The sequence below is a fragment of the Brevundimonas diminuta genome, assembly GCF_039673845.1.
Classification (GTDB): domain Bacteria; phylum Pseudomonadota; class Alphaproteobacteria; order Caulobacterales; family Caulobacteraceae; genus Brevundimonas; species Brevundimonas diminuta_E.
Map to the genome: position 1 here is coordinate 225,904 of NZ_JBDJMK010000003.1, position 19,469 is coordinate 245,372.

The 19,469-nt window shown below is 67.8% G+C and carries 17 protein-coding genes; 10 read left to right on the top strand and 7 right to left on the bottom strand.

Features of this window, described 5'->3' with window-relative positions; translation table 11 throughout:
• The first annotated feature begins 62 nt into the window (after positions 1-62).
• From dnaK to dapB, 3 genes are all read left to right on the top strand, one after another.
• Positions 63-1,970 carry a molecular chaperone DnaK gene (gene dnaK / locus ABE454_RS04605; RefSeq protein ID WP_346529544.1) on the top strand — a complete coding sequence of 636 codons (1,908 nt, stop codon included), beginning with the start codon at positions 63-65 and terminating at the stop codon, positions 1,968-1,970.
• A 180-nt stretch (positions 1,971-2,150) separates the two neighbouring features.
• Positions 2,151-3,362 (top strand): molecular chaperone DnaJ, encoded by a 1,212-nt coding sequence (gene dnaJ, locus ABE454_RS04610; RefSeq protein WP_346529546.1) that lies wholly within the window; start codon positions 2,151-2,153, stop codon positions 3,360-3,362.
• A complete protein-coding gene (gene dapB / locus ABE454_RS04615) occupies positions 3,359-4,108 on the top strand; it encodes a 4-hydroxy-tetrahydrodipicolinate reductase (RefSeq protein WP_346529548.1) in 750 nt (249 codons plus the stop codon). The genes dnaJ and dapB overlap by 4 nt, the downstream gene beginning before the upstream one ends.
• 19 nt (positions 4,109-4,127) lie before the next feature.
• Here the strand turns inward: dapB and ABE454_RS04620 are convergent, their stop codons facing one another.
• Genes ABE454_RS04620 through coaBC form a run of 3 tightly spaced genes read right to left on the bottom strand, consistent with a single transcriptional unit; the run spans position 4,128 to position 6,265 of the window.
• The gene (locus ABE454_RS04620; protein ID WP_346529550.1) at positions 4,128-4,529 is read right to left on the bottom strand and encodes a BLUF domain-containing protein; all 402 of its coding nucleotides are present in this window, start codon (positions 4,527-4,529) and stop codon (positions 4,128-4,130) included.
• A 47-nt stretch (positions 4,530-4,576) separates the two neighbouring features.
• Complete coding sequence (gene dut / locus ABE454_RS04625; RefSeq protein WP_346529552.1) at positions 4,577-5,026, bottom strand: dUTP diphosphatase; 450 nt, start codon at positions 5,024-5,026, stop codon at positions 4,577-4,579.
• Positions 5,027-5,029: 3 nt separating this feature from the next.
• The gene (gene coaBC, locus ABE454_RS04630) at positions 5,030-6,265 is read right to left on the bottom strand and encodes a bifunctional phosphopantothenoylcysteine decarboxylase/phosphopantothenate--cysteine ligase CoaBC (protein ID WP_346529555.1); all 1,236 of its coding nucleotides are present in this window, start codon (positions 6,263-6,265) and stop codon (positions 5,030-5,032) included.
• A gap of 155 nt (positions 6,266-6,420) precedes the next feature.
• Between coaBC and ABE454_RS04635 the strand changes: the two genes are divergently transcribed.
• On the top strand, positions 6,421-6,939 hold the full coding sequence (locus tag ABE454_RS04635) for an S-type pyocin family protein (protein WP_346529557.1): 519 nt from the start codon (positions 6,421-6,423) through the stop codon (positions 6,937-6,939).
• 34 nt (positions 6,940-6,973) lie between these two features.
• Here ABE454_RS04635 and ABE454_RS04640 read toward each other — a convergent pair whose 3' ends face one another.
• Complete coding sequence (locus tag ABE454_RS04640; protein ID WP_346529560.1) at positions 6,974-7,837, bottom strand: glutamate racemase; 864 nt, start codon at positions 7,835-7,837, stop codon at positions 6,974-6,976.
• Between the two features lie 119 nt (positions 7,838-7,956).
• On the opposite strand from ABE454_RS04640, the gene ABE454_RS04645 reads away from it, so the two are divergent.
• Together ABE454_RS04645 and ABE454_RS04650 are read left to right on the top strand one after the other, a co-directional pair.
• Positions 7,957-10,113 (top strand): M3 family metallopeptidase, encoded by a 2,157-nt coding sequence (locus ABE454_RS04645; protein WP_346529561.1) that lies wholly within the window; start codon positions 7,957-7,959, stop codon positions 10,111-10,113.
• A gap of 179 nt (positions 10,114-10,292) precedes the next feature.
• Complete coding sequence (locus ABE454_RS04650) at positions 10,293-11,258, top strand: magnesium and cobalt transport protein CorA (protein ID WP_346529563.1); 966 nt, start codon at positions 10,293-10,295, stop codon at positions 11,256-11,258.
• Here the strand turns inward: ABE454_RS04650 and ppc are convergent, their stop codons facing one another.
• The gene (ppc, locus tag ABE454_RS04655; RefSeq protein ID WP_346529565.1) at positions 11,259-13,964 is read right to left on the bottom strand and encodes a phosphoenolpyruvate carboxylase; all 2,706 of its coding nucleotides are present in this window, start codon (positions 13,962-13,964) and stop codon (positions 11,259-11,261) included.
• Positions 13,965-14,345: 381 nt separating this feature from the next.
• Between ppc and ffh the strand changes: the two genes are divergently transcribed.
• The 4 genes from ffh to ABE454_RS04675 all read left to right on the top strand — a co-directional run bounded on the left by ffh (position 14,346) and on the right by ABE454_RS04675 (position 17,805).
• Positions 14,346-15,869 (top strand): signal recognition particle protein, encoded by a 1,524-nt coding sequence (gene ffh, locus ABE454_RS04660; protein ID WP_346529567.1) that lies wholly within the window; start codon positions 14,346-14,348, stop codon positions 15,867-15,869.
• 24 nt (positions 15,870-15,893) lie between these two features.
• Complete coding sequence (rpsP, locus tag ABE454_RS04665) at positions 15,894-16,400, top strand: 30S ribosomal protein S16 (protein ID WP_346529569.1); 507 nt, start codon at positions 15,894-15,896, stop codon at positions 16,398-16,400.
• A gap of 110 nt (positions 16,401-16,510) precedes the next feature.
• On the top strand, positions 16,511-17,038 hold the full coding sequence (gene rimM / locus ABE454_RS04670; RefSeq protein WP_346529571.1) for a ribosome maturation factor RimM: 528 nt from the start codon (positions 16,511-16,513) through the stop codon (positions 17,036-17,038).
• A gap of 68 nt (positions 17,039-17,106) precedes the next feature.
• Entirely contained in the window at positions 17,107-17,805 is a 699-nt protein-coding gene (locus ABE454_RS04675) for a glutathione S-transferase N-terminal domain-containing protein (protein WP_346529574.1), read from the top strand.
• Between the two features lie 52 nt (positions 17,806-17,857).
• Here ABE454_RS04675 and ABE454_RS04680 read toward each other — a convergent pair whose 3' ends face one another.
• The gene (locus tag ABE454_RS04680) at positions 17,858-18,031 is read right to left on the bottom strand and encodes a YegP family protein (protein WP_119413254.1); all 174 of its coding nucleotides are present in this window, start codon (positions 18,029-18,031) and stop codon (positions 17,858-17,860) included.
• A 99-nt stretch (positions 18,032-18,130) separates the two neighbouring features.
• Entirely contained in the window at positions 18,131-19,303 is a 1,173-nt protein-coding gene (locus ABE454_RS04685; protein WP_346529576.1) for a benzoate/H(+) symporter BenE family transporter, read from the bottom strand.
• Between the last annotated feature and the right edge of the window lie 166 nt (positions 19,304-19,469).

Sequence of the window (19,469 nt, forward strand, 5' to 3'; positions counted from 1 at the left end):
ACGCGCGGCGCTTGATCCAAGGCCGCCGCATCGCCCGCCGCAAGGAGTGAAAAGACAAGCCCATGGCCAAGATCATCGGCATCGACCTCGGCACGACCAACTCGTGCGTCGCCGTCATGGACGGCAAGAACCCCAAGGTCATCGAGAACGCCGAAGGCGCCCGCACCACCCCGTCGGTGGTCGCGATTCAGGACGGCGGCGAAATCCTCGTCGGCCAGCCCGCGCGCCGTCAGGCGGTGACCAACCCCGCCAACACCTTCTTCGCCATCAAGCGCCTGATCGGCCGCAATTTCGATGACCCGGTGGTGGCCAAGGACAAGGGCATGGTGCCCTTCGACATCGTCAAGGGTCCGACCGGCGACGCCTGGGTTCAGGCGCACGGCAAGGACTATTCGCCCCAGCAGGTTTCGGCCTTCACCCTAGGCAAGATGAAGGAGGCCGCCGAGGCCTATCTGGGCGAGAAGGTCACCCAGGCCGTCATCACCGTTCCCGCATACTTCAACGACGCCCAGCGTCAGGCGACCAAGGACGCCGGCAAGATCGCCGGTCTGGAAGTCCTGCGCATCATCAACGAGCCGACCGCCGCGGCCCTGGCCTATGGTCTTGAGAAGAACGACGGTCAGAAGATCGCCGTCTACGACCTGGGCGGCGGCACCTTCGACGTCTCGATTCTGGAGATCGGCGACGGCGTGTTCGAGGTGAAGTCGACCAACGGCGACACCTTCCTGGGCGGCGAAGACTTCGACATGCGTCTGGTCGACTACCTGGCCGACGAGTTCAAGAAGGAGCAGGGCGTCGACCTTCGCTCGGACAAGCTGGCCCTGCAGCGCCTGAAGGAAGAAGCCGAAAAGGCCAAGAAGGAGCTGTCCTCGACGGCCCAGTACGAGGTCAATCTGCCGTTCATCACCATGAACGCCTCCGGCCCGCTGCACCTGAACATCAAGCTGTCGCGCGCCAAGCTGGAAGCCCTGGTCGACGACCTGATCCAGCGCACGATCGAGCCTTGCGCCAAGGCGCTGAAGGACGCGGGCCTGAAGGCCTCGGACATCGATGAAGTCGTTCTGGTCGGCGGCATGACCCGCATGCCCGCCGTGCAGGAAGCCGTGAAGAAATTCTTCGGCAAGGAGCCGCACAAGGGCGTGAACCCGGACGAGGTCGTGGCTCTGGGCGCCGCCGTTCAGGCGGGCGTGCTGCAGGGCGACGTCAAGGACGTGCTGCTGCTGGACGTGACCCCGCTGACGCTGGGCATCGAGACGCTGGGCGGCGTGTTCACCCCGCTGATCGAGCGCAATACGACGATCCCGACCAAGAAGGCCCAGACCTTCTCGACCGCTGACGACAATCAGTCGGCGGTGACGATCCGCGTCTTCCAGGGCGAGCGCCCGATGGCCGCCGACAACAAGGTGCTGGGTCAGTTCGACCTGATGGGCATTCCGCCCGCGCCGCGCGGCATGCCGCAGATCGAGGTCGCCTTCGACATCGACGCCAACGGCATCGTCCACGTGACGGCCAAGGACAAGGCGACGAACAAGGAGCAGTCGATCCGTATTCAGGCCAACGGCGGTCTGTCGGACGCCGACATCGAGAACATGGTCAAGGAAGCCGAGGCCAACGCCGCGGCCGACAAGACCCGCAAGGAACTGGTCGAGGCCCAGAACGGCGCCGACGCCCTGATCCACTCGACCGAGAAGGCCCTGTCCGAGCACGGCGACAAGATCGACGAAGCGACCAAGGCGACCATCCAGTCGGCTCTGGACGACCTGAAGTCGGCCAAGGACGGCACGGACCCCGAGGCCATCCGCGAGAAGACCAATACGCTGGCGCAGGCTTCGATGAAGCTGGGCGAGGCCATGTACGCCGCCCAGCAGGGCGGGGCTGAAGGCGACGCTGAGGGCCAACCGGCCGACGACGGCGTGGTCGACGCCGAGTTCGAGGAAGTCTCGGACACGGACGAGAAGAAGGACGCCTAAGACAGCGTCTCGAGAATGTTCGGCCCCGCTTGCCAGACGGCAGGCGGGGCCGTTTCATGAAACTTGCATCATTCGACCGGGCGCCCATGTCATCAGGCAGGCCGTCGGTCATCCGCGAACGGAACGCCTCCGGATCAAGAGAGGCCTGAAGCGGCGGGAAAGTAAGAGGACGAACGCCTGATGGCGCAACGTGACTATTACGAGATTCTGGGGGTCGAGCGGACGGTGGACGCCGTCGTGCTCAAGAGCGCCTATCGCAAACTGGCGATGGAGCACCACCCCGACCGCAACGGCGGCTCCGAAGAGTCCGTGGCCCGCTTCAAGGAAATCTCCGAAGCCTACACCGTCCTGTCGGACGAGCAGAAGCGCGCGGCCTATGACCGGTTCGGCCATGCGGGCGTGAACGGCGGCGGCGCGGGCGGCGGCAACCCCTTCGGTCAGGGCGGCGGCCAGGGCTTCCACGACATCAACGACATCTTCTCCCAGGTCTTCGGCGACGCTTTCGGAGACGCCTTCGGCGGCCGGGGCGGCGGGCGCCAGCAACAGAGCGGCCCGCGCCGCGGTTCGGATCTGCGCTACGACCTCGAGATCACGCTGGAGCAGGCCTATAAGGGCGCCGAGGTCGAGATCGCCATCCCGACCCTGATGGCCTGCGAGGTCTGCGACGGCTCGGGCGCCAAGGCGGGCACCAAGCCGAGCATCTGCTCCACCTGCGGCGGCGCCGGGCGCGTGCGTCAGGCCAACGGCTTCTTCCAGGTCGAGCGCACCTGCCCCCGCTGCGGCGGCTCGGGTGAGATGATCGCCGATCCCTGCACCACCTGCCGCGGCCACGGCCAGGTCCGCAAGACCCGCAAGCTGAGCCTCAAGGTGCCGGCGGGCGTCGACGACGGCTCGCGCATCCGCCTGTCGGGCGAGGGCGAGGCGGGCCAGCGCGGCGGCCCGCGCGGCGACCTCTATGTCTTCCTGTCGGTGCTGCCGCACGAACTGTTCGAGCGCGACAATCTGGACCTGCTGGTCACGGTGCCGGTGCCGATGACGGTGGCGGCGCTGGGCGGCATCGTCGACGCGCCCTGTCTGGTTTCGGACGCCTGCGACGGCAAGTGCAAGGCGGCGGTCGAGGTGCCTGCGGGCGCCCAGACCGGCAAGACCGTCCGCATCAAGGGCAAGGGGATGCCGCACCTGAACGGGCGCGGTCGCGGCGATCTGGTGGTCGAACTGTTCGTCGAGACGCCGACCGAACTGACCGCGCGCCAGAAGGAGCTGCTGACCGAACTGGCGGCGTCGCTGGGCGAGACCCAGACCCCCCGCAACACCAGTTTCGCCGGCAAGGCCAAGCGCTTCTGGGCCGATATTCTGGGCGGCGACGCCGATAATCCGAAAGAGACCGCGTGAGCGACATCTTCCACGCCGGCATCTCCGGCGCCCGGGGCCGTATGGGCCGCGCTGTTTCACAGGTTCTGGACGCCCGCGAGGACGTGGTGGTGGCCGCCCGTTTCGACCGTGGCGAGACGGTCGATCTGAAGCTGTGCGACGTCATCATCGACTTCTCGACGCCCGAGGCTTCGGTGGCCCTGGCCAAGGCCTGCGCCGAGGCGGGCGGACCGGCGCTGGTCGTCGGCTCGACCGGCCTGACGCCCGAGCAGGAAGCCGAGATTGAGGCCGCCGCCGACAAGATCGCCATCGTCATGAGCGGCAACTTCTCGCTGGGCGTGAACATCCTGATCGGTCTGGTCGAGCACGCCGCGCTGCGGCTGGACGCGCGCGACTGGGACATCGAGGTGCTGGAGACCCATCACCGGCGCAAGGTCGACGCCCCTTCGGGCACGGCCCTGATGCTGGGCGAGGCCGCCGCCAACGGCCGGGGCCGCGACCTGAAGGACGTGCGCAGCGCGCCCTATGACGGCATCACCGGTCCGCGCGAAACGGGCAAGATCGGCTTTGCGTCCCTTCGTGCAGGCGGGGTGATCGGCGATCACACGGTCATGTTCGCCTCGGAAGACGAGATGCTGACCCTGTCGCACTCGGCCATGGACCGCAGCCTGTTCGCCAAGGGCGCCGTGGCCGCCGCCGCCTGGGTGCGCAACCGCCGCCCGGGCCTTTATGACATGCAGGACGTTCTGGGCTTCCGTCAGGCCTGATAGCGGGGCCGCTTCAGGATCAGGCGGCTTCGGCCAGAAGCTCGGTCATGGCGCCGCGCCAGGCCAGCAGATCGGCCGGGCGCTGGGCGACCAGCCGCCCCAGCGCCTGGGACTGGCCCCGATCCGGGGTCATCATGCCCCATGTCGGAAAGCTGCGCCTTTCGATCCGGTCGCGGGCGACGATCTCGATGTCGTCGTGCCGTTTGTCGAAATGCAGGTGCAGCATCAGGATATCGAGCGCGCCGGGCGGACCCTCGAGAAACTGCACGAACACCCCGTCCTGAAGCGTCAGGGCCCCGGTGATGCCGTTGCGCGCATTCATGAAGGCCGCGACGTGGATGATGTCCGCAATCGCCGCCGCCTCATCGCCGGGGGAAAGGGTCGATCGGCTGCAGTAGACCAGCTGTTCCAGCGTGTTCATGCCGGCAGGTTAGACCAGTATCCAGGGATGTGAAAGCAGAGACTGGCTCAACGTCCGGTTGAGCCGAAGCCGCCGTCGCCCCGCTCTGTTTCGTCCACGGCCTCGACCTCGATCATCCGGGCCTGTTCATAGCGGGCGATGACCATCTGGGCGATGCGGTCGCCGCGCTTGATCTCGAACGGCAGTTCGCCGTGGTTGATCAGGATGACCCCGACCTCGCCGCGATAGTCGCTGTCGATGGTGCCGGGCGCGTTGGGTGCCGAGATGCCGTGCTTCAGCGCCAGACCCGAACGGGGGCGCACCTGCGCCTCATAGCCGGGTTCCAGCGCGATCTTCAGGCCGGTGGGGATCAGTTTGCGCTGACCCGGCTCCAGCACCAGCGTCTCGCCCTCGGCCAGGGCGGCGCGCAGGTCCATGCCCGCCGAACCGGCGGTCTCATAGGCGGGCAGGGCCAGGCCCTGGGCGTGGGGCAGGCGTTCGACGCGGATGGTGGTCATTTCTCAGGCCTTGAAGTGATCGGCGATGCGTTGGGCCAGTTTTCTGGCCACTTCGGTCTTGGACTGGCGCGGCCACGGCTCGTCGCCGTTTTGCGTGAACAGGGTCACGGCGTTGCCGTCCGAGCCGAACACCTCGTCCGAGACGTCGTTGCCGACGATCCAGTCGCAACCCTTGCGCGACAGCTTGGCGCGGGCGTTGACCTCAAGGTCGCTGGTCTCGGCGGCGAAACCGACGACCAGTTTCGGACGACGCGGGCCGGGGGCGGAGACGCCCGCCAGAATGTCGGGGTTCTCGATCAGGGCCAGCGACGGCGGGCCGCCCGGCGCCTTCTTGATCTTGCCGGAAGCCACGCCGTCCACGCGCCAGTCGGCCACGGCGGCGCTCATCACGGCGATGTCGGCGGGAAGAGCCGCCTCGACGGCGGCCTTCATCTCGGTCGCGGCCTCGACCCAGACGCGGTCGACGCCGACAGGGGCGTCCAGCGCCACCGGGCCGGAGATCAGCGTCACCTGCGCCCCCAGTTCGGCCAGGGCGGCGGCGACCGCATAGCCCTGCTTGCCGCTGGAACGGTTGGTCAGGCCGCGCACCGGGTCGATCGGCTCGAAGGTCGGTCCGGCCGTGACCACGGCGGTCCGGCCGGTCAGCGGGCGTCCGTCCGGTCCGGCCAGCAGGCGGGCGACGGTGTCCAGGATGACCGGCGGCTCGGCCATGCGGCCGGGGCCGAACTCGCCGCAGGCCATGATCCCGTCGTCCGGCCCGACCACGGCCATGCCGTGAAAGCCGTCGAAACCCTTCAGCCGCGCGACATTGGCCTGCACTGCCGGGTGCAGCCACATGCGCACATTCATCGCCGGGGCCAGCAGCACCTTCTTGTCCGTGGCCAGAAGCGTGGTCGAGGCCAGATCGTCGGCCATGCCGTTAGCGGCCTTGGCGATCAGACCGGCGGTGGCGGGCGCCACAACCACCAGATCGGCCCAGCGCGAGAGCTCGATATGACCCATGGCGGTTTCGTCTTCCGGCATGAACAGGTTCTGTCGGACCGGATGGCCGGTCAGGGCCGCCAGCGACATGGGGGTGACGAACTCGGCACCGGCCCGGGTCAGCACGGTCATCACCTCGGCGTCCGCCTTGCTGAGCAGGCGGATCAGCTCCAGCGCCTTATAGGCGGCGATGCCGCCGCCGATGATCAGCAGGATCTTGCGGCCGGCCAGGGCGCTGGAAAGCGAGGGTGCGGTCATGGCGAAATCTGTAGCCGCGCCGCGTGACGGCGTCGAGACAAAGCCGCGTCCGGATCATGTTCGGGCGGCGCGGTCGGCGCGTCTTACATCGCGCGTTGTCGGCGCTGGCGGAGTGTGCATAACTGCGTTCGGCAGGGATCCGGGGAGGGAACGCCATGCGGATGCAGACAGCCTTTGGCGGGGCCGCTCTTGTGCTGGCGGCCCTGATCCTGAGCGGATGCGACAACGGCGGCTCGGCGGTCGAGACGCGCGAGCGCAGTCCGCAGGCGTCGCAGGGCCTGCTGGCCGAGGTCACGCAGGACATGGCGACCGAGGCGCCGCCGACGGCCGCGCCCCCACCCGTCACCGCCAACCGGCGCGAAACCGCCGACGCCAAGGTGCAGCGTCTGTTCGAGCGCAACGGGGCCGACTTCGGCGCCCGGACGGCCGAGGATTATCTGGTGAAGGTGCGCGCCTTTACCGAGAACACGCCGCGCGGAACCGAGACGGTGAAGCGGCCCAACGGCGACACCCTCTTCTATCAGGCCTCGACCAACACCTTCGCCGTGGTGGACCGCAACGGGGTGCCGCGCACCATGTTCAAGCCGGACGACGGGGCGGACTATTGGGCGCGGCAGAAGGAGATGGCCCCCACCTTCGGCCAGAGGCGCGGCCAGACCCGGGCTCAGCAATAGGCCGTTGCGCCGTGCGTTCAGGCCGGGTCGAAGATCAGGCCGGGTCGAATGTCAGGGGCGCGCCCCAGAACTGGGCGACCAGATCCGACTGCGGTCCCGGCTTGCCTGTGGTCAGGAAGTCGCGGCGGCTCGACGACCCCAGGTCGTATTCCGGGTGCCGGTTGAAATAGCGCTCCAGCGAGTCGGCCACCGAGACTGGTTGGCTGATGACCTGCACGCCGGGCGGCAGGGCCTGTGCGAACAGGTCGGCGACGATCTCATAGTGGGTGCAGCCCAGAACGGCCTTGTCCGGGTGGCGGCCGATGCGGCGGCGCAGGGCGTCCACGTGGTCGTCGACGACCACCTTCAGTTCCTCGGCCGGGGCGCCCAGTTCGATCAGGCCCGCCAGACCGGGGCAGGCCTCGGTGAAGACGGCCAGATCGTCGCGGCGCTTGTCGATCTCGATCTCATAGACGCGGCTCATGGCGGTGGCGGCGGTGCAGAAGACGCCGGTGATCTCGATCGCCTCTTTTTTTTCGCCCTCCAGACGGCTTTCGCGTTCGGCCTCGAACGACCAGGGGAGGCCGGTGGCCGCCTCTATGGTCGGGACGATGATGCCCAGCACATTGACCGGACGGCCAAGCTTTTCGCGCATCCCCGGAATCCAGGTCTGTTGCAGGCGGCGCAGCGCAATGGCCGAGGCCGTGTTGCAGGCCAGCACGACCACAGAGGCGCCCGCCTCGAACAGGCGCTCGCACCCGGCGCGCGTCAGTTCGACGATGTCCTCGCCGCCGCGCCCGCCATAGGGGGCGTGGGCCTGATCGCCCAGATAGATGAAATCCCGCGTCGCAAAGCGGGTTGTGAGTTCGCGGTGGACCGTCAGGCCCCCCACGCCGGAGTCGAATACGCCAATCGCCATGCCGACGCCTTTAGACCCGCGGGGTTTCGCCGTCCAATGGTTCAGATTACACCTTCAATGCTGACGGTTCCGTCACACGGACAGGAGCCGCGTCGAATATCAAAGGTTGGGAGAACCGGATGCACAGACGCCATCTTCTCATCGGGGGCGCGAGCCTCTTCGCCCTGGCGGCCTGCGCCTCGGACGGCGGCAGCGTGGTGAACACCGACGAGGAAGCCCGCATCGCCCGCGCCGTCCTGCCTACGACCGCGCCGCGCGCCGAACTGCTGCAGCCGTGGACCGGCCCCTATGAAGGGGTGCCGCCGTGGGACAAGGTGACGGTGCCCAAGATGCGCGAGGCCGTGCTGGAAGGCATTGAGCTGCAACGCGCCGACATCGCCGCGATCGCGGCCAACGCAGAGGCGCCGAACTTCGCCAATACCATGGCGGCGATGGAGATGGCGGGCGAACCGCTGGACCGCGCCCTGAACATCTTCAGCGTCATGACGTCGAACATCGGCGGCGAGGAATGGGACGCGCTCGAGATGGAGCTGTCGCCCGTCCTGTCGGCGGCCTCGGACGAGATCACCTTCAACGAACAGCTGTTCCAGCGCATCAAGGCTGTGGCCGACGGCGCCGACGCCGCCGGTCTGAGCGCCCAGCAGAAGCGTCTGGCCGAGCGCAGCCGCGACGCCTTCATCCGCAACGGCGCCGCCCTGGACCAGGCCGGCAAGGCCGAACTGGGCCGCATCAACACCGAGCTGTCGAACGCCTTCACCACCTTTGGCCAGAAGGTCGTGGCGGACGAAAACACCTGGACCGTCATCGCCGATGAGGTGGGGCTGAAGGGCCTGCCCGCATCGAACAAGGCCGCCGCCGCCGAGGCTGCGCGCGCCCGCAACGTCCAGGGCTGGGCCATCGTCAACACCCGCTCCAGCGTCGATCCCTTCCTGACCTTCGCCGACGACCGCGCCCTGCGCCAGCAGGTGTGGACCAAGTTCGTCAAGCGCGGCGACAACGGCGACGCCAACGACACCAAGGCGACCATCGCCCGCATCGTCGCCCTGCGTCAGCAACGCGCCCGCCTGCTGGGCTTCGCCAACCACGCCGAATGGCGGATGCAGGACACCATGGCCAAGACCCCGGCCGCGGCGATGGACCTGATGCAGCGCGTCTGGGCCCCGGCCAAGGCCCGCGTCGCCGAAGAGGTCGCCGACATGAAGGCGATCGCCGGCCACGACATCGAGCCGTGGGACTACCTCTATTTCGCCGAGAAGGTGCGCAAGGCGAAGTACGACCTCGATCAGAACGAGCTGAAGCCCTATTTCGAACTGCACGCCGTCCGCGACGCCTCCTTCGACATGGCCGAGCGCCTGTACGGCTTCGTCTTCAAGCGCCTGCCCAAGGACAAGGTGCCGGTCTTCGAGGCGGACGTGACCACCTATGAGGTCACCGACAAGGCCACGGGCAAGCTGATCGGCCTGTATTACGCCGACGACTTCGCGCGGGCGGGCAAGCGTTCGGGCGCCTGGATGACCACCTATCGGTCCTTCTCGACGCTGACAGGCTCCAGGCCGATCCTGGCCTCGAACAACAACAACTTCGTCAAGGCGGCCGAGGGCCAGCCCCTGCTGATCTCGCTGGACGACGCCGAGACGCTGTTCCACGAGTTCGGCCACGCCCTGCACTATTTCTCGTCGGTGGTGACCTATCCGTCGTTCGGCAACACGCCGCGCGACTTCGTGGAATATCCGTCGCAGGTGCATGAGCACTGGGTGCTGACGCGCCCGCTGCTCGACAAATACATGAAGCACGTCGAGACCAAGCAGCCGATGCCGCAGGCGCTGGTGGACAAGATCGAGGCGTCCTCGACCTTCAATCAGGGCTATGCGACGGTCAGCTATCTGTCCTCGGCCCTGGTCGACATGGACCTGCATACGCAGGCTTCGCCGCCGACCGACATCGGCGCCTTTGAAAAGGCGTCTCTGGCGCGGCTGGGGATGCCCAAGGAGATGGTGATGCGGCACCGCCTGCCGCAGTTCAACCACCTGTTCACCTCGGACGCCTATTCGGCGGGCTACTATTCCTACCTGTGGTCCGAGACGATGGACGCCGACACCTGGGCCTATTTCGAGGAGTCGGGCGACGTCTTCAACCCGGACATCGCCGGTCGCTTCAAGTCGATCATTCTGGCGCCGGGCAACACCACGGACCGCGGCGAAGCCTATCGCGCCTTCCGCGGCCGCGACCCGGACGTGAAGGCTCTGCTGAAGGTGCGCGGCTTCCCGACTTCTTAAGGGGGCCTACCGCCCTTCGGGCTGCTTGAGGCCAATTTTTAAGTGGGCCTATCGGCCTTCGGCCTACTTGAGGCCGTGGGGCGCTGAAATGGAAGGCTCGGCGGGGATGTCCTGCCGGGCCTTTTCTATTTCTGCCGGGGTGCGTAAGCCTCGACGGTGGTTCTGCTGGAGAGGTCTGCATGAGCGTCGTCGCCTCCTGGGTCTATAAGGACGGCAAGCGGGTGCGCGAGGCGCCGCTGACGGATCAGGGGCTGGCGCTGGCCAAGGGGGAATACCTCTGGATCGGCCTGTATGAGCCGACGGACGAGGAGTTCGACGGTCTGGTGCGGCGTTTCCACCTGCACCCTCTGGCGGTCGAGGACGCGCTGACGGCGCACCAGATCCCCAAGCTGGAGGTCTATGGCTCGGAGCTGTTCATCGTCGCCCGCACGGCTCAGGCCAAGGGCGACCGCATCCTGTACGGCGAGACCCATGTCTTCGTCGGCCCCGACTACGTCATCACCATCCGCCATGGATCGGCCCGCGCCCATACCCAGCTGCGCGCCCAGCTGGAGGCCTCGCCGCAGCAGTTGAGCCACGGGCCGGACTTCATCCTGCACGGGGTGCTGGACTTCGTCGTCGACGGCTACATCCCCATCATCGACGCCATCGAGGACAAGGTGCTGGAGATGGAGCAGGTCGCGCTGGACAGCTTCCTGTCGCGCGTCGAGATCACCCGCCTGTTCGAACTGCGTCGCGAGCTGCTGAAGTTCAGCCGGGTGCTGGGGCCGATGGAGGAGGTCTGCGTCAAGCTGCAGTCGCTGGACCTGCCCTGCATCGACCGCGAGGTGCGGCCTTATTTCCGCGATGTCGCCGACCATGTGCGCCGGGTGGCCAGCCGGGCGGCGGGCCTGCGCGACATCCTGGCCTCGGTGTTCGAGGTGTCCAACCTGCTGGAGCAGCAGCGGCAGGGCGTCATCACCCGCAAGCTGGCCGCCTGGGCCGCCATACTGGCCACGCCGACGGCGGTGGCGGGCATCTACGGCATGAATTTCGAACATATGCCCGAGCTGCGCTGGACCTATGGCTATCCGGCGGTGCTGCTGGTGATCCTGTCTATCTGCGTGGGGCTGTATGTCGCCTTCAAGCGGTCGAAGTGGCTGTGATCAGCCGCTGTTTCTAAGGCCCGCCGCCACGCCGTTGATGGCCAGAAGAATGCCGTTGCGCACGCGCGGATCGTCGTCGCCCGCGCGGCGGCGGCGGATCAGTTCGATCTGCACATGGTTCAGCGGCTCGACATAGGGCAGGCGCTGGCGGATCAGCCGGTCCAGTTCGGGCTGGCCGCCCAGCAGGCTCTGCTGGCCGGTGATCGACAGGACGGCGGCGACGGTGCGATCCCATTCGGCGCGGATGGCGGCGTGGATGCGCCCGGCCAGCGCCGCGTCGGGGACCAGTCCGGCATAGCGGCGGGCGATGGCCATGTCGGCCTTGGCCATCACCATCTCCATGTTCTGGACCACGGTGCGGAAGAAGGGCCAGGTCTCGGCCATGGCGCGCAGTTCGGCGGGGTCTTCGCCCTGAACCGCCGAGCCGAAGCCGAACCAGCCGGGCAGCATGACCCGCGACTGCGACCAGCTGAACACCCAGGGAATGGCGCGCAGATCCTCGATGGCGGTGGAGGTCGTGCGGCTGGCGGGCCGCGAGCCGATCTTCAGGTCGGCGATCTCGGCGATGGGGGTGGCGGCGCGGAAATAGTCGACGAAGCCGGGCGTCTCATAGACCAGGGCGCGATAGGCCTCCATCGAGGCGGCCGACAGGCGCGCGGCCGTGGCCCCGTGCTCTGCGCTGTAGCCGGCGTCCGACTGCGGCCCCAGCGAGGCCAGCAGGGTTCCGCAGGTCAGGGCGTCGAGGTTGCGGTGAGCCACTTCGGGTTCGCCGTATTTGTTGGCGATGACTTCGCCCTGTTCGGTGACGCGGATGCGGCCCGCGACGGTGCCGGCGGGCTGGCCCAGCACCGCCGAGAAGGCCGAGCCGCCGCCGCGCCCCACGGCGCCGCCCCGGCCGTGGAACAGTTGCAGCCGCACCCCCGCTGCGCGCGTGACGTCCAGCAGGGCGCGCGACGCCTCATGCAGCTCCCAGCCCGAGGTCAGGTAGGAGCCGTCCTTGTTGGAGTCCGAATAGCCGATCATCACCTCCTGCACCCCGCGCGCCTCGGCCACGGCGCGGGCGGAAGGTTCGGCGAGGGCGCGCTCCAGCGTGGCGCGGGCGGCGCGCAGGTCGTCGATGGTCTCGAACAGGGGGGCGGCCTGAATGGGGCAGGCGCCGGGATCGGCCGGGTCGTAGAGGCCGACCTCCTTCAGCAGCAGATAGACCTCCAGCATGTCCGAGGCGGCGTCGGTCTTGGACACGATATGGGTGCGGATCGCCTGCGGGCCGAAAGTTGAAAGGGCCTCGGCGGCGGCCTGAAGGATGGCGCGCTCCTTCAGCGTCTCGGGCGCATAGTCGGCATAGGGGGAGAACAGGGGGCGCGGGCTGTTCAGTTCGCGCGCCAGCACGGCCAGCCGGGCGTCTTCGTCCAGGGCGGCGTAGTCGGGGCAGGCGCCCGCGACCTTCAACAGGTCGGCGACTACGCGCTGATGCACGTCCGAGTTCTGGCGCAGGTCCAGCGTCGCCATGTGGAAGCCGAACACGTCCGCCGCCGTGATCAGCCGCGCCAGCCGGTCGTCGGCGAAGACGGCGCCGTGGGTCTGCACCAGACTGTCGTGCAGGATGTTCAGGTCGGCGCGGAAGGCGTCGGGGCCGTCATAGGCCGGGGCGTCGAAACGGGCAGGGCGGGGCGTCGGCTCGCCGGTCAGGGCCGGATAGGCGGCCGATAGCCGGGCGTAGATCTGGCTGAGCGCCAGACGATAGGGTTCGTCCGCGCGCTGGATGGAGGCGTCGCCTGACCCCTTGGCCAAGGCGGCCAGTTCGGGCGTGACGCGGGTCAGGTCGATGGACAGGCTGAGCTCGGCGCCCAGGGCGTGCACCTCGTCCAGATAGAAGCCAAGCGCGGCGCGCGCCTGACTGCGGAAGGCGGCGCGCAGGGTGTCGGCGTCGACATTGGGGTTGCCGTCGCGGTCGCCGCCGACCCATGAGCCGATGCGCACGAAGGGCGTCAGATCGGGCGCGTCCAGCAGGCGGCGCCATTCGGCCAGCTGGGCCGGGGCGACGTGCAGGAAGATGCGCTGCAGCCAGTCGACCACGGTGTCGATCTCGTCCTGCACCACCAGGGCCGAGGCGCGGGTCAGCCGCGTGGCCCACAGGATGACGATCTGGCGGCGCAGGGCCGCCTTCAGGGTTTCGGCGTCGCAGGCGATTCCGTCGCGGTCGCAGCCGTCCAGCAGTTCGCCGACCGCCGTGGTGCGGTCGATGACGCTCTTGCGGCGCACCTCGGATGGGTGGGCGGTCAGCACCGGCGAGATCAGGGCCTGCGCCAGCAGGTCGCGCACGGCGTCCCGGTCGACGCCCGCCGCGGCCAGTCGTTTAAGCGCGCCCTCGGGCGTGTCGGCCCGTTCGCCCGCTTCGGCCTGGGCCTGGGCGCGGCGCTTGCCTGCGCGATCCTCGGCGACATTGGCCAGCAGGGAGAAGGCGGCGAAACCATGCGTCAGGCCGATGGCCTGATCCAGCGACAGCTCGCCCAGCAGCCGCTCCAGCTCCGGCGCCTCGTCCGAGGCCGCGTCGCGGTGATAGGCCACCGAGGCGCGCCGCACCGCCTCGATCCGGTCGTAGAGGTCCTGTCCGCCCTCATCGCGGATCACCTCGCCCAGCAGGGCGCCCAGCAGGCGGACCTCTTCGCGCAGGCGGTCGTGGGGAAACTCGGAGGTCTGGGTCATTGAGGTCGTCTCTCAGCGGGGAGGCCGGAAGCGGAACCGTATCAGCGGAATCCGAATGCGCCAGTCCATGTTGCAACGCGCAAACCCTTTGTGTGGTGGCGACGTCGCGGGCGCGATGATCTTCTCCCTTCCCCCTCGATGGGGAGGGCTTGCAGTGAAACTGCGCTCGACTTTCCATGGGGCCTATCGACTCCCGCTTGTTTTTCCGTCATAAGCCGCGACTTCCGGCGCAATTGAACCTGCGCCTCCACCCGCACGACCCCTGATTTTCTTCAGGACGAGGCGGGAGAGGGCCTCTGTCGACGTGATCGTTCGCAGAGGTCGCCCGCCTATGGGCGTTTCTCACGGAGGCTTAAGGCCCAGGCGCATGAAAGGGTTTGAATGTTCGAGGCTCTGAACGAGCGGCTGACAGGCGTATTCGACCGGATCACCGGCCGCGGCGCCCTGTCCGAAAAGGATGTCGAGGAGGCCCTGCGCGAGGTCCGCGTCGCCCTGCTCGAGGCCGACGTCGCCCTGCCGGTGGTCAAGGACTTCATCGCCCGCGCCAAGACGGCCGCGACCGGCGAGGAAGTCATCCGCGCGGTCAAGCCCGCCGATCAGGTGGTCAAGATCGTCTATGACGGTCTGGTCGACATGCTGGGCGGCGAAGAGCCGGTTCCGCTGAACACCAATGCGACCCCGCCCGCCGTCGTGCTGATGGCCGGTCTGCAGGGCTCGGGCAAGACGACGACCTCGGCCAAGCTGGCCCTGCGTCTGTCGAAGTTCGACAAGAAGAAGGTCATGATGGCCTCGCTGGACACGCGTCGTCCGGCGGCCATGGAGCAGCTGGCCACTCTGGGCCAGCAGATCGAGGTCGCGACCCTGCCCATCGTGGCGGGCGAGAGCGCGGTCCAGATCACCCGCCGCGCGCTTCAGTCGGCCAAGCTGCAGGGCTTCGACGTCCTGATCCTCGACACCGCCGGCCGCATCACCCTAGACGAAGGGCTGATGAATGAGGTGGCCGAGGTCGCCGAAATCGCCAAGCCGGTCGAGACCCTGCTGGTCGCCGACAGCCTGACCGGTCAGGATGCGGTGCGCACGGCCGCCGCCTTCCACGAGCGCCTGCCCCTGACGGGTCTGGTGTTGACCCGCGCCGACGGCGACGGGCGCGGCGGCGCCATGCTGTCGATGCGCGCCGTCACCGGCCTGCCGATCAAATATCTGGGCGCGGGCGAAAAGGTCGATGCACTGGACGTCTTCGACGCCCGCCGCGTCGCCGGCCGCATCCTGGGTCAGGGGGACATCGTCGCCCTGGTCGAGAAGGCCGCGGGCGAGCTGGATCAGGCCAAGGCCGAGAAGATGGCCCGCAAGCTGGCCAAGGGCCAGTTTGATCTGGACGATCTGGCGGGCCAGCTGAACCAGATGAAGAAGATGGGCGGTCTTCAGGGCATCATGGGCCTGCTGCCCGGCGTGGCCAAGCTGAAGAACCAGATGGCCGAGAACAATGTCTCGGACAAGATGATCGACCGCCAGCTGGCCGTCATCAGCTCCATGACCAAGGCCGAGCGCAAGAAGCCCGACCTGCTGAACGCCAGCCGCAAGAAGCGCGTGGCCAAGGGCGCCGGCGTCGAGGTTCAGGACATCAACCGCCTGCTGAAACAGCACCGGCAGATGGCCGACATGGTCAAGTCGCTGTCCAAGGGCGGCGGCAAGAACCTGCAGAAGATGGCCTCCATGATGGGGGGCCTGCCCGGCATGGGCGGCGGCGGTCCCGACATGAACCGTCTGAAGGCCCTGGGCGGCGGCAAGATGCCGGAACCCTCGGCCGATGAAATGAAAGCCATTCAGGACCGCCTGGCGGGTCTGGGCGGCGGACAACTTCCGGGGGGCCTTCCGGGTCTGCCGGGCTTCCCCAAAAAGAAATAACGACCTTCCAGAAAGAGACTGAAAATGCTGAAGATTCGTCTGTCCCGCGGCGGCGCCAAGAAGCGCCCCTACTACCACATCGTCATCGCTGACTCGCACGCCCCGCGCGACGGCAAGTTCATCGAGCGCGTCGGCAGCTACAACCCGATGCTGCCGAAGGACAGCGCCACCCCGCGCATCGTCCTGAAGCAGGAGCGCATCCTGGAATGGCTGGCCAAGGGCGCCCAGCCGACCGACCGCGTCGCTCGCTTCCTGTCGCAGGACGAAGTTCTGGGCGCCAAGGTCCAGTGGACGCAGGGCAACAACCCCAAGAAGGCCGAGCCGGGCAAGAAGGCCCAGGAACGCGCCGCCGAGCGCGCCCAGCGCGAAGCCGACCGCCTGGAAGCCGAAGCCGCCGCCAAGGCCGAGGCCGCTGAAGCCGCCGCCGCCGCCGCTGCTGCTCCGGCCGTGGAAGAAGCGCCTGCTGAAGAAGCTCCGGCTGCTGAAGCGCCTGCCGAAGCTGCTGCTGAAGCAACCGAAGAGCAGGCCTGAGCCTTATCTCTTCATCCGGCTCCGGCCGGTTGAAATGGGAAAGCAGCGTCCTTCCGGGGCGCTGCTTTTCTGCTATCTGGACCCATCGCATCGGCAAACGGAGCCCGGCCATGAGCAGCGAAGACAGACTGATCCTGGTCGGCCAGATCGGCGGCGCCTTCGGGGTGAAGGGCGAGGTGCGGATCAGCGCCTATACCGCCGACGCCATGGCTCTGGTCGGCTATTCGCCGCTGCTGGGCGCCGACGGCAAACCGGTGCTGACCCTGATCTCGGCGCGGCCGGACAAGGCGGGCGTGGTGGCGCGGGTCAAGGAGATCGCCTCCAAGGAAGAGGCCGACGCCCGGCGCGGCCAGAAGCTGTTCGTCACCCGCGACGCCCTGCCTGAGCCGGACGAAGACGAATTCTACCTGACCGATCTGGTCGGGCTGGAGGGGCGCGATCCGGCCGATGTGGTGCTGGGCAAGGTGAAGTCGGTCCAGAATTTCGGCGCCGACGACATGCTGGAGATCGCCCCGGCCGAGGGCGGCCCGACGTGGTATCTGCCCTTCACCCGCGAGGCGGCGCCGGAACTGCATATCAATGAGGGCTGGCTGCGCATCGTTCGCCCTAGCGAAGTCAGCGACCGCGACGAAGACTGACGCCGACACGGTTGCGGATTGGCCTTCGGCTTCCGACATGGAACAGGTCACACCAGCCGGAGCATTCCATGGCCGACCTGTCCGCCTTTCCCGTCACCCGCCAGTTTCCGCCGCAGCACCCTGACCGGCTTCAGCTCTATTCGCTGGCGACGCCGAACGGGGTGAAGATCTCGATCATGCTGGAGGAACTGGGCCTGCCCTATGAGGTCCACCGGGTCGATATCGGCAAGGACGAGACGTGGACGCCCGAGTTCCTGTCGCTGAATCCCAACGGCAAGATTCCCGCCATCATCGACCCCGACGGTCCGGGGAATAAGCCGCTGCCGCTGTTCGAGTCCGGCGCCATTCTGGTTTATCTGGCCGAGAAATCTGGACGCTTCCTGCCGACCGATCCGGCCGCGCGCTATGAGACGCTGCAGTGGGTCTTCTTCCAGATGGCGGCCATCGGGCCGATGTTCGGTCAGGTCGGCTTCTTCCACAAATATGCGGGCAGCGCCTTTGAGGACAAGCGTCCGCGCGATCGTTACGTCGCCGAATCACGCCGCCTGCTGGGCGTGCTGGAAGGGCGGTTGAAGGATCGCCAGTGGATCATGGGCGACGACTACACCATCGCCGACATCGCCATTCTGGGCTGGGTGCGCAATCTGGTCGAACACTATGGCGCGGGCGATCTGGTCGGCTATGCGGACTTTCCTGCTGTCGCCGCCTGGCTGGCGCGCGGCGTGGCCCGTCCGGCCGTGCAGCGCGGCCTCAATATCCCGGCTTGATATCAAGGAGCGGCGGGGGCGGGCGGTTCGCGCGCCCCCGCCGTCTCAAGGATCAGATTTCTTCGGTCGGGGCGTCAGGAACGTATTTCTTGATCGACTCGATGGCGCGCTTGGCGCCGGACTTGTCGGAATAGCCCTCGGTCGAGAAGATGATCTCGGAGTTGTATTTGAACCGGACGCGGTACTCGCCTGCCTTGTCCTTATAGACTTCGAACTTGTGCGCCATGATCGCCTCGCTCTGACGGCCGCCAGTCGGCCGGGAGGGAGGCTGACACGGCCCCGCTTGGCTCGTAAAGGGCGGGAAATGTAAAAGCCGGTGAGGCGCTCAGCCGCGCGCCGGAATCCAGCGCCGCACCGCCAGCGCTGCAAAGCCGACCGCCAGCCCCCAGAAGGCCGAGCCGACCCCGAACAGGGCCACGCCCGACGCCGTGGCGGCGAAGGTCAGGACGGCGGCTTCGCGATCCTTGACCTCAGCCATCATGGCGCCCAGCGATCCGGTCAGAGGCGCGATCAGGGCCAGGCCGGTGATGGCGGCCAGCGCCCCGGTCGGCATGGCGATGAACAGCCCCGCCAGCGGCGCCGCGAACAGGGCGACGACCAGATAGAACAGGCCGTAGATCACGCCCACGGTCCAGCGCTTCGTCGCGTCGGGGTGGGCGTCCGGCTCGGTGCAGATGGCGGCGGTGATGGCGGCCAGATTGACCCCGTGCGCGCCGAAGGGGGCCAGAAGCGTGCTGGTCAGCCCGCCCCAGAAGATCAGCTTTCCGGCGGGCGGGGCGTAGCCTGCGGCCCTCAGCACCACCAGACCGGGCAGGTTCTGCGAGGCCAGCGTCACCAGATACAGCGGCAGGGCCAGACTGACCGCCGCCTTCCAGTCGAAGGCGGGCATGACCGGCGACAGATTGCCGAACAGGCCGGTTCCCTCGGGCAGGGCGACCTGACCGCGCACGGCCAGAACGGCGAAGGCGGCGACCAGAACCGCGGGCAGGGACCATGCGGGCGCCAGCCGCCGCATGACCAGAAAGACCAGCAGCAGGCCCGCCGCCAGCATCAGATCGGTCGGGAACACCAGAAACAGCTTGAGGCAGAAGGGCAACAGCACCCCCGCCAGCATGGCCGAGGCCACGGCGGCGGGAATACGCTCGGCCAACCGGCCCAGCGCCGGGACCAGCCCGGTCAGCACCATCATCAGCCCGGCGATGACGAAGGCGCCTACGGCCGTCGACCAGCCGAGACCCAGCGTCGAGGCGGCCAGAAGCGCCGCCCCCGGCGTCGACCAGGCGAGGACCACGGGCATCTTCAGCCGCCAGCTCAGCACCGCGCCGGGCAGGCCGATGCCCAGACACAGGGCGGTGACCATGGAGATGATCTGGCCCGGCGACGCGCCCATGGCCTGACCGGCCTGAACGATCAGGGCGACCGTGCCGCCGAAGCCGACGACGGTCGCCACGGCGGCGGCGGAAAAGCTGGCGGGAGGAGGCAGGCGCACGGAACTCATACGCCCAAGCTAGGCCGATGGGCGGGCGCCTGAAAGTGGAAATGCGCCTTTCTTCCGCTCATCCCGGCGGACGCCGGGACCCAGTGCTTTGGCCTCATCCGCGTGGTCGGGATTGAGGCGCATATCTGAGGGATGCGCTTGCGGCGCTTACTGGATCCCGGCGTCC

What these genes read in the sequence shown, in the direction of transcription:
- rpsP (WP_346529569.1), top strand. Translation starts at nt 15,894, where the DNA reads ATGCTGAAGATTCGTCTGTCCCGCGGCGGCGCCAAGAAGCGCCCCTAC.
- coaBC (WP_346529555.1), bottom strand. Translation starts at nt 6,265, where the DNA reads ATGACCGCACCCTCGCTTTCCAGCGCCCTGGCCGGCCGCAAGATCCTG.
- dnaJ (WP_346529546.1), top strand. Translation starts at nt 2,151, where the DNA reads ATGGCGCAACGTGACTATTACGAGATTCTGGGGGTCGAGCGGACGGTG.
- ABE454_RS04680 (WP_119413254.1), bottom strand. Translation starts at nt 18,031, where the DNA reads ATGGCGCACAAGTTCGAAGTCTATAAGGACAAGGCAGGCGAGTACCGC.
- rimM (WP_346529571.1), top strand. Translation starts at nt 16,511, where the DNA reads ATGAGCAGCGAAGACAGACTGATCCTGGTCGGCCAGATCGGCGGCGCC.
- ppc (WP_346529565.1), bottom strand. Translation starts at nt 13,964, where the DNA reads ATGACCCAGACCTCCGAGTTTCCCCACGACCGCCTGCGCGAAGAGGTC.
- ABE454_RS04640 (WP_346529560.1), bottom strand. Translation starts at nt 7,837, where the DNA reads ATGGCGATTGGCGTATTCGACTCCGGCGTGGGGGGCCTGACGGTCCAC.
- ABE454_RS04620 (WP_346529550.1), bottom strand. Translation starts at nt 4,529, where the DNA reads ATGAACACGCTGGAACAGCTGGTCTACTGCAGCCGATCGACCCTTTCC.
- ABE454_RS04685 (WP_346529576.1), bottom strand. Translation starts at nt 19,303, where the DNA reads ATGAGTTCCGTGCGCCTGCCTCCTCCCGCCAGCTTTTCCGCCGCCGCC.
- ABE454_RS04645 (WP_346529561.1), top strand. Translation starts at nt 7,957, where the DNA reads ATGCACAGACGCCATCTTCTCATCGGGGGCGCGAGCCTCTTCGCCCTG.
- ABE454_RS04635 (WP_346529557.1), top strand. Translation starts at nt 6,421, where the DNA reads ATGCGGATGCAGACAGCCTTTGGCGGGGCCGCTCTTGTGCTGGCGGCC.
- ABE454_RS04675 (WP_346529574.1), top strand. Translation starts at nt 17,107, where the DNA reads ATGGCCGACCTGTCCGCCTTTCCCGTCACCCGCCAGTTTCCGCCGCAG.
- dnaK (WP_346529544.1), top strand. Translation starts at nt 63, where the DNA reads ATGGCCAAGATCATCGGCATCGACCTCGGCACGACCAACTCGTGCGTC.
- ffh (WP_346529567.1), top strand. Translation starts at nt 14,346, where the DNA reads ATGTTCGAGGCTCTGAACGAGCGGCTGACAGGCGTATTCGACCGGATC.
- dut (WP_346529552.1), bottom strand. Translation starts at nt 5,026, where the DNA reads ATGACCACCATCCGCGTCGAACGCCTGCCCCACGCCCAGGGCCTGGCC.
- ABE454_RS04650 (WP_346529563.1), top strand. Translation starts at nt 10,293, where the DNA reads ATGAGCGTCGTCGCCTCCTGGGTCTATAAGGACGGCAAGCGGGTGCGC.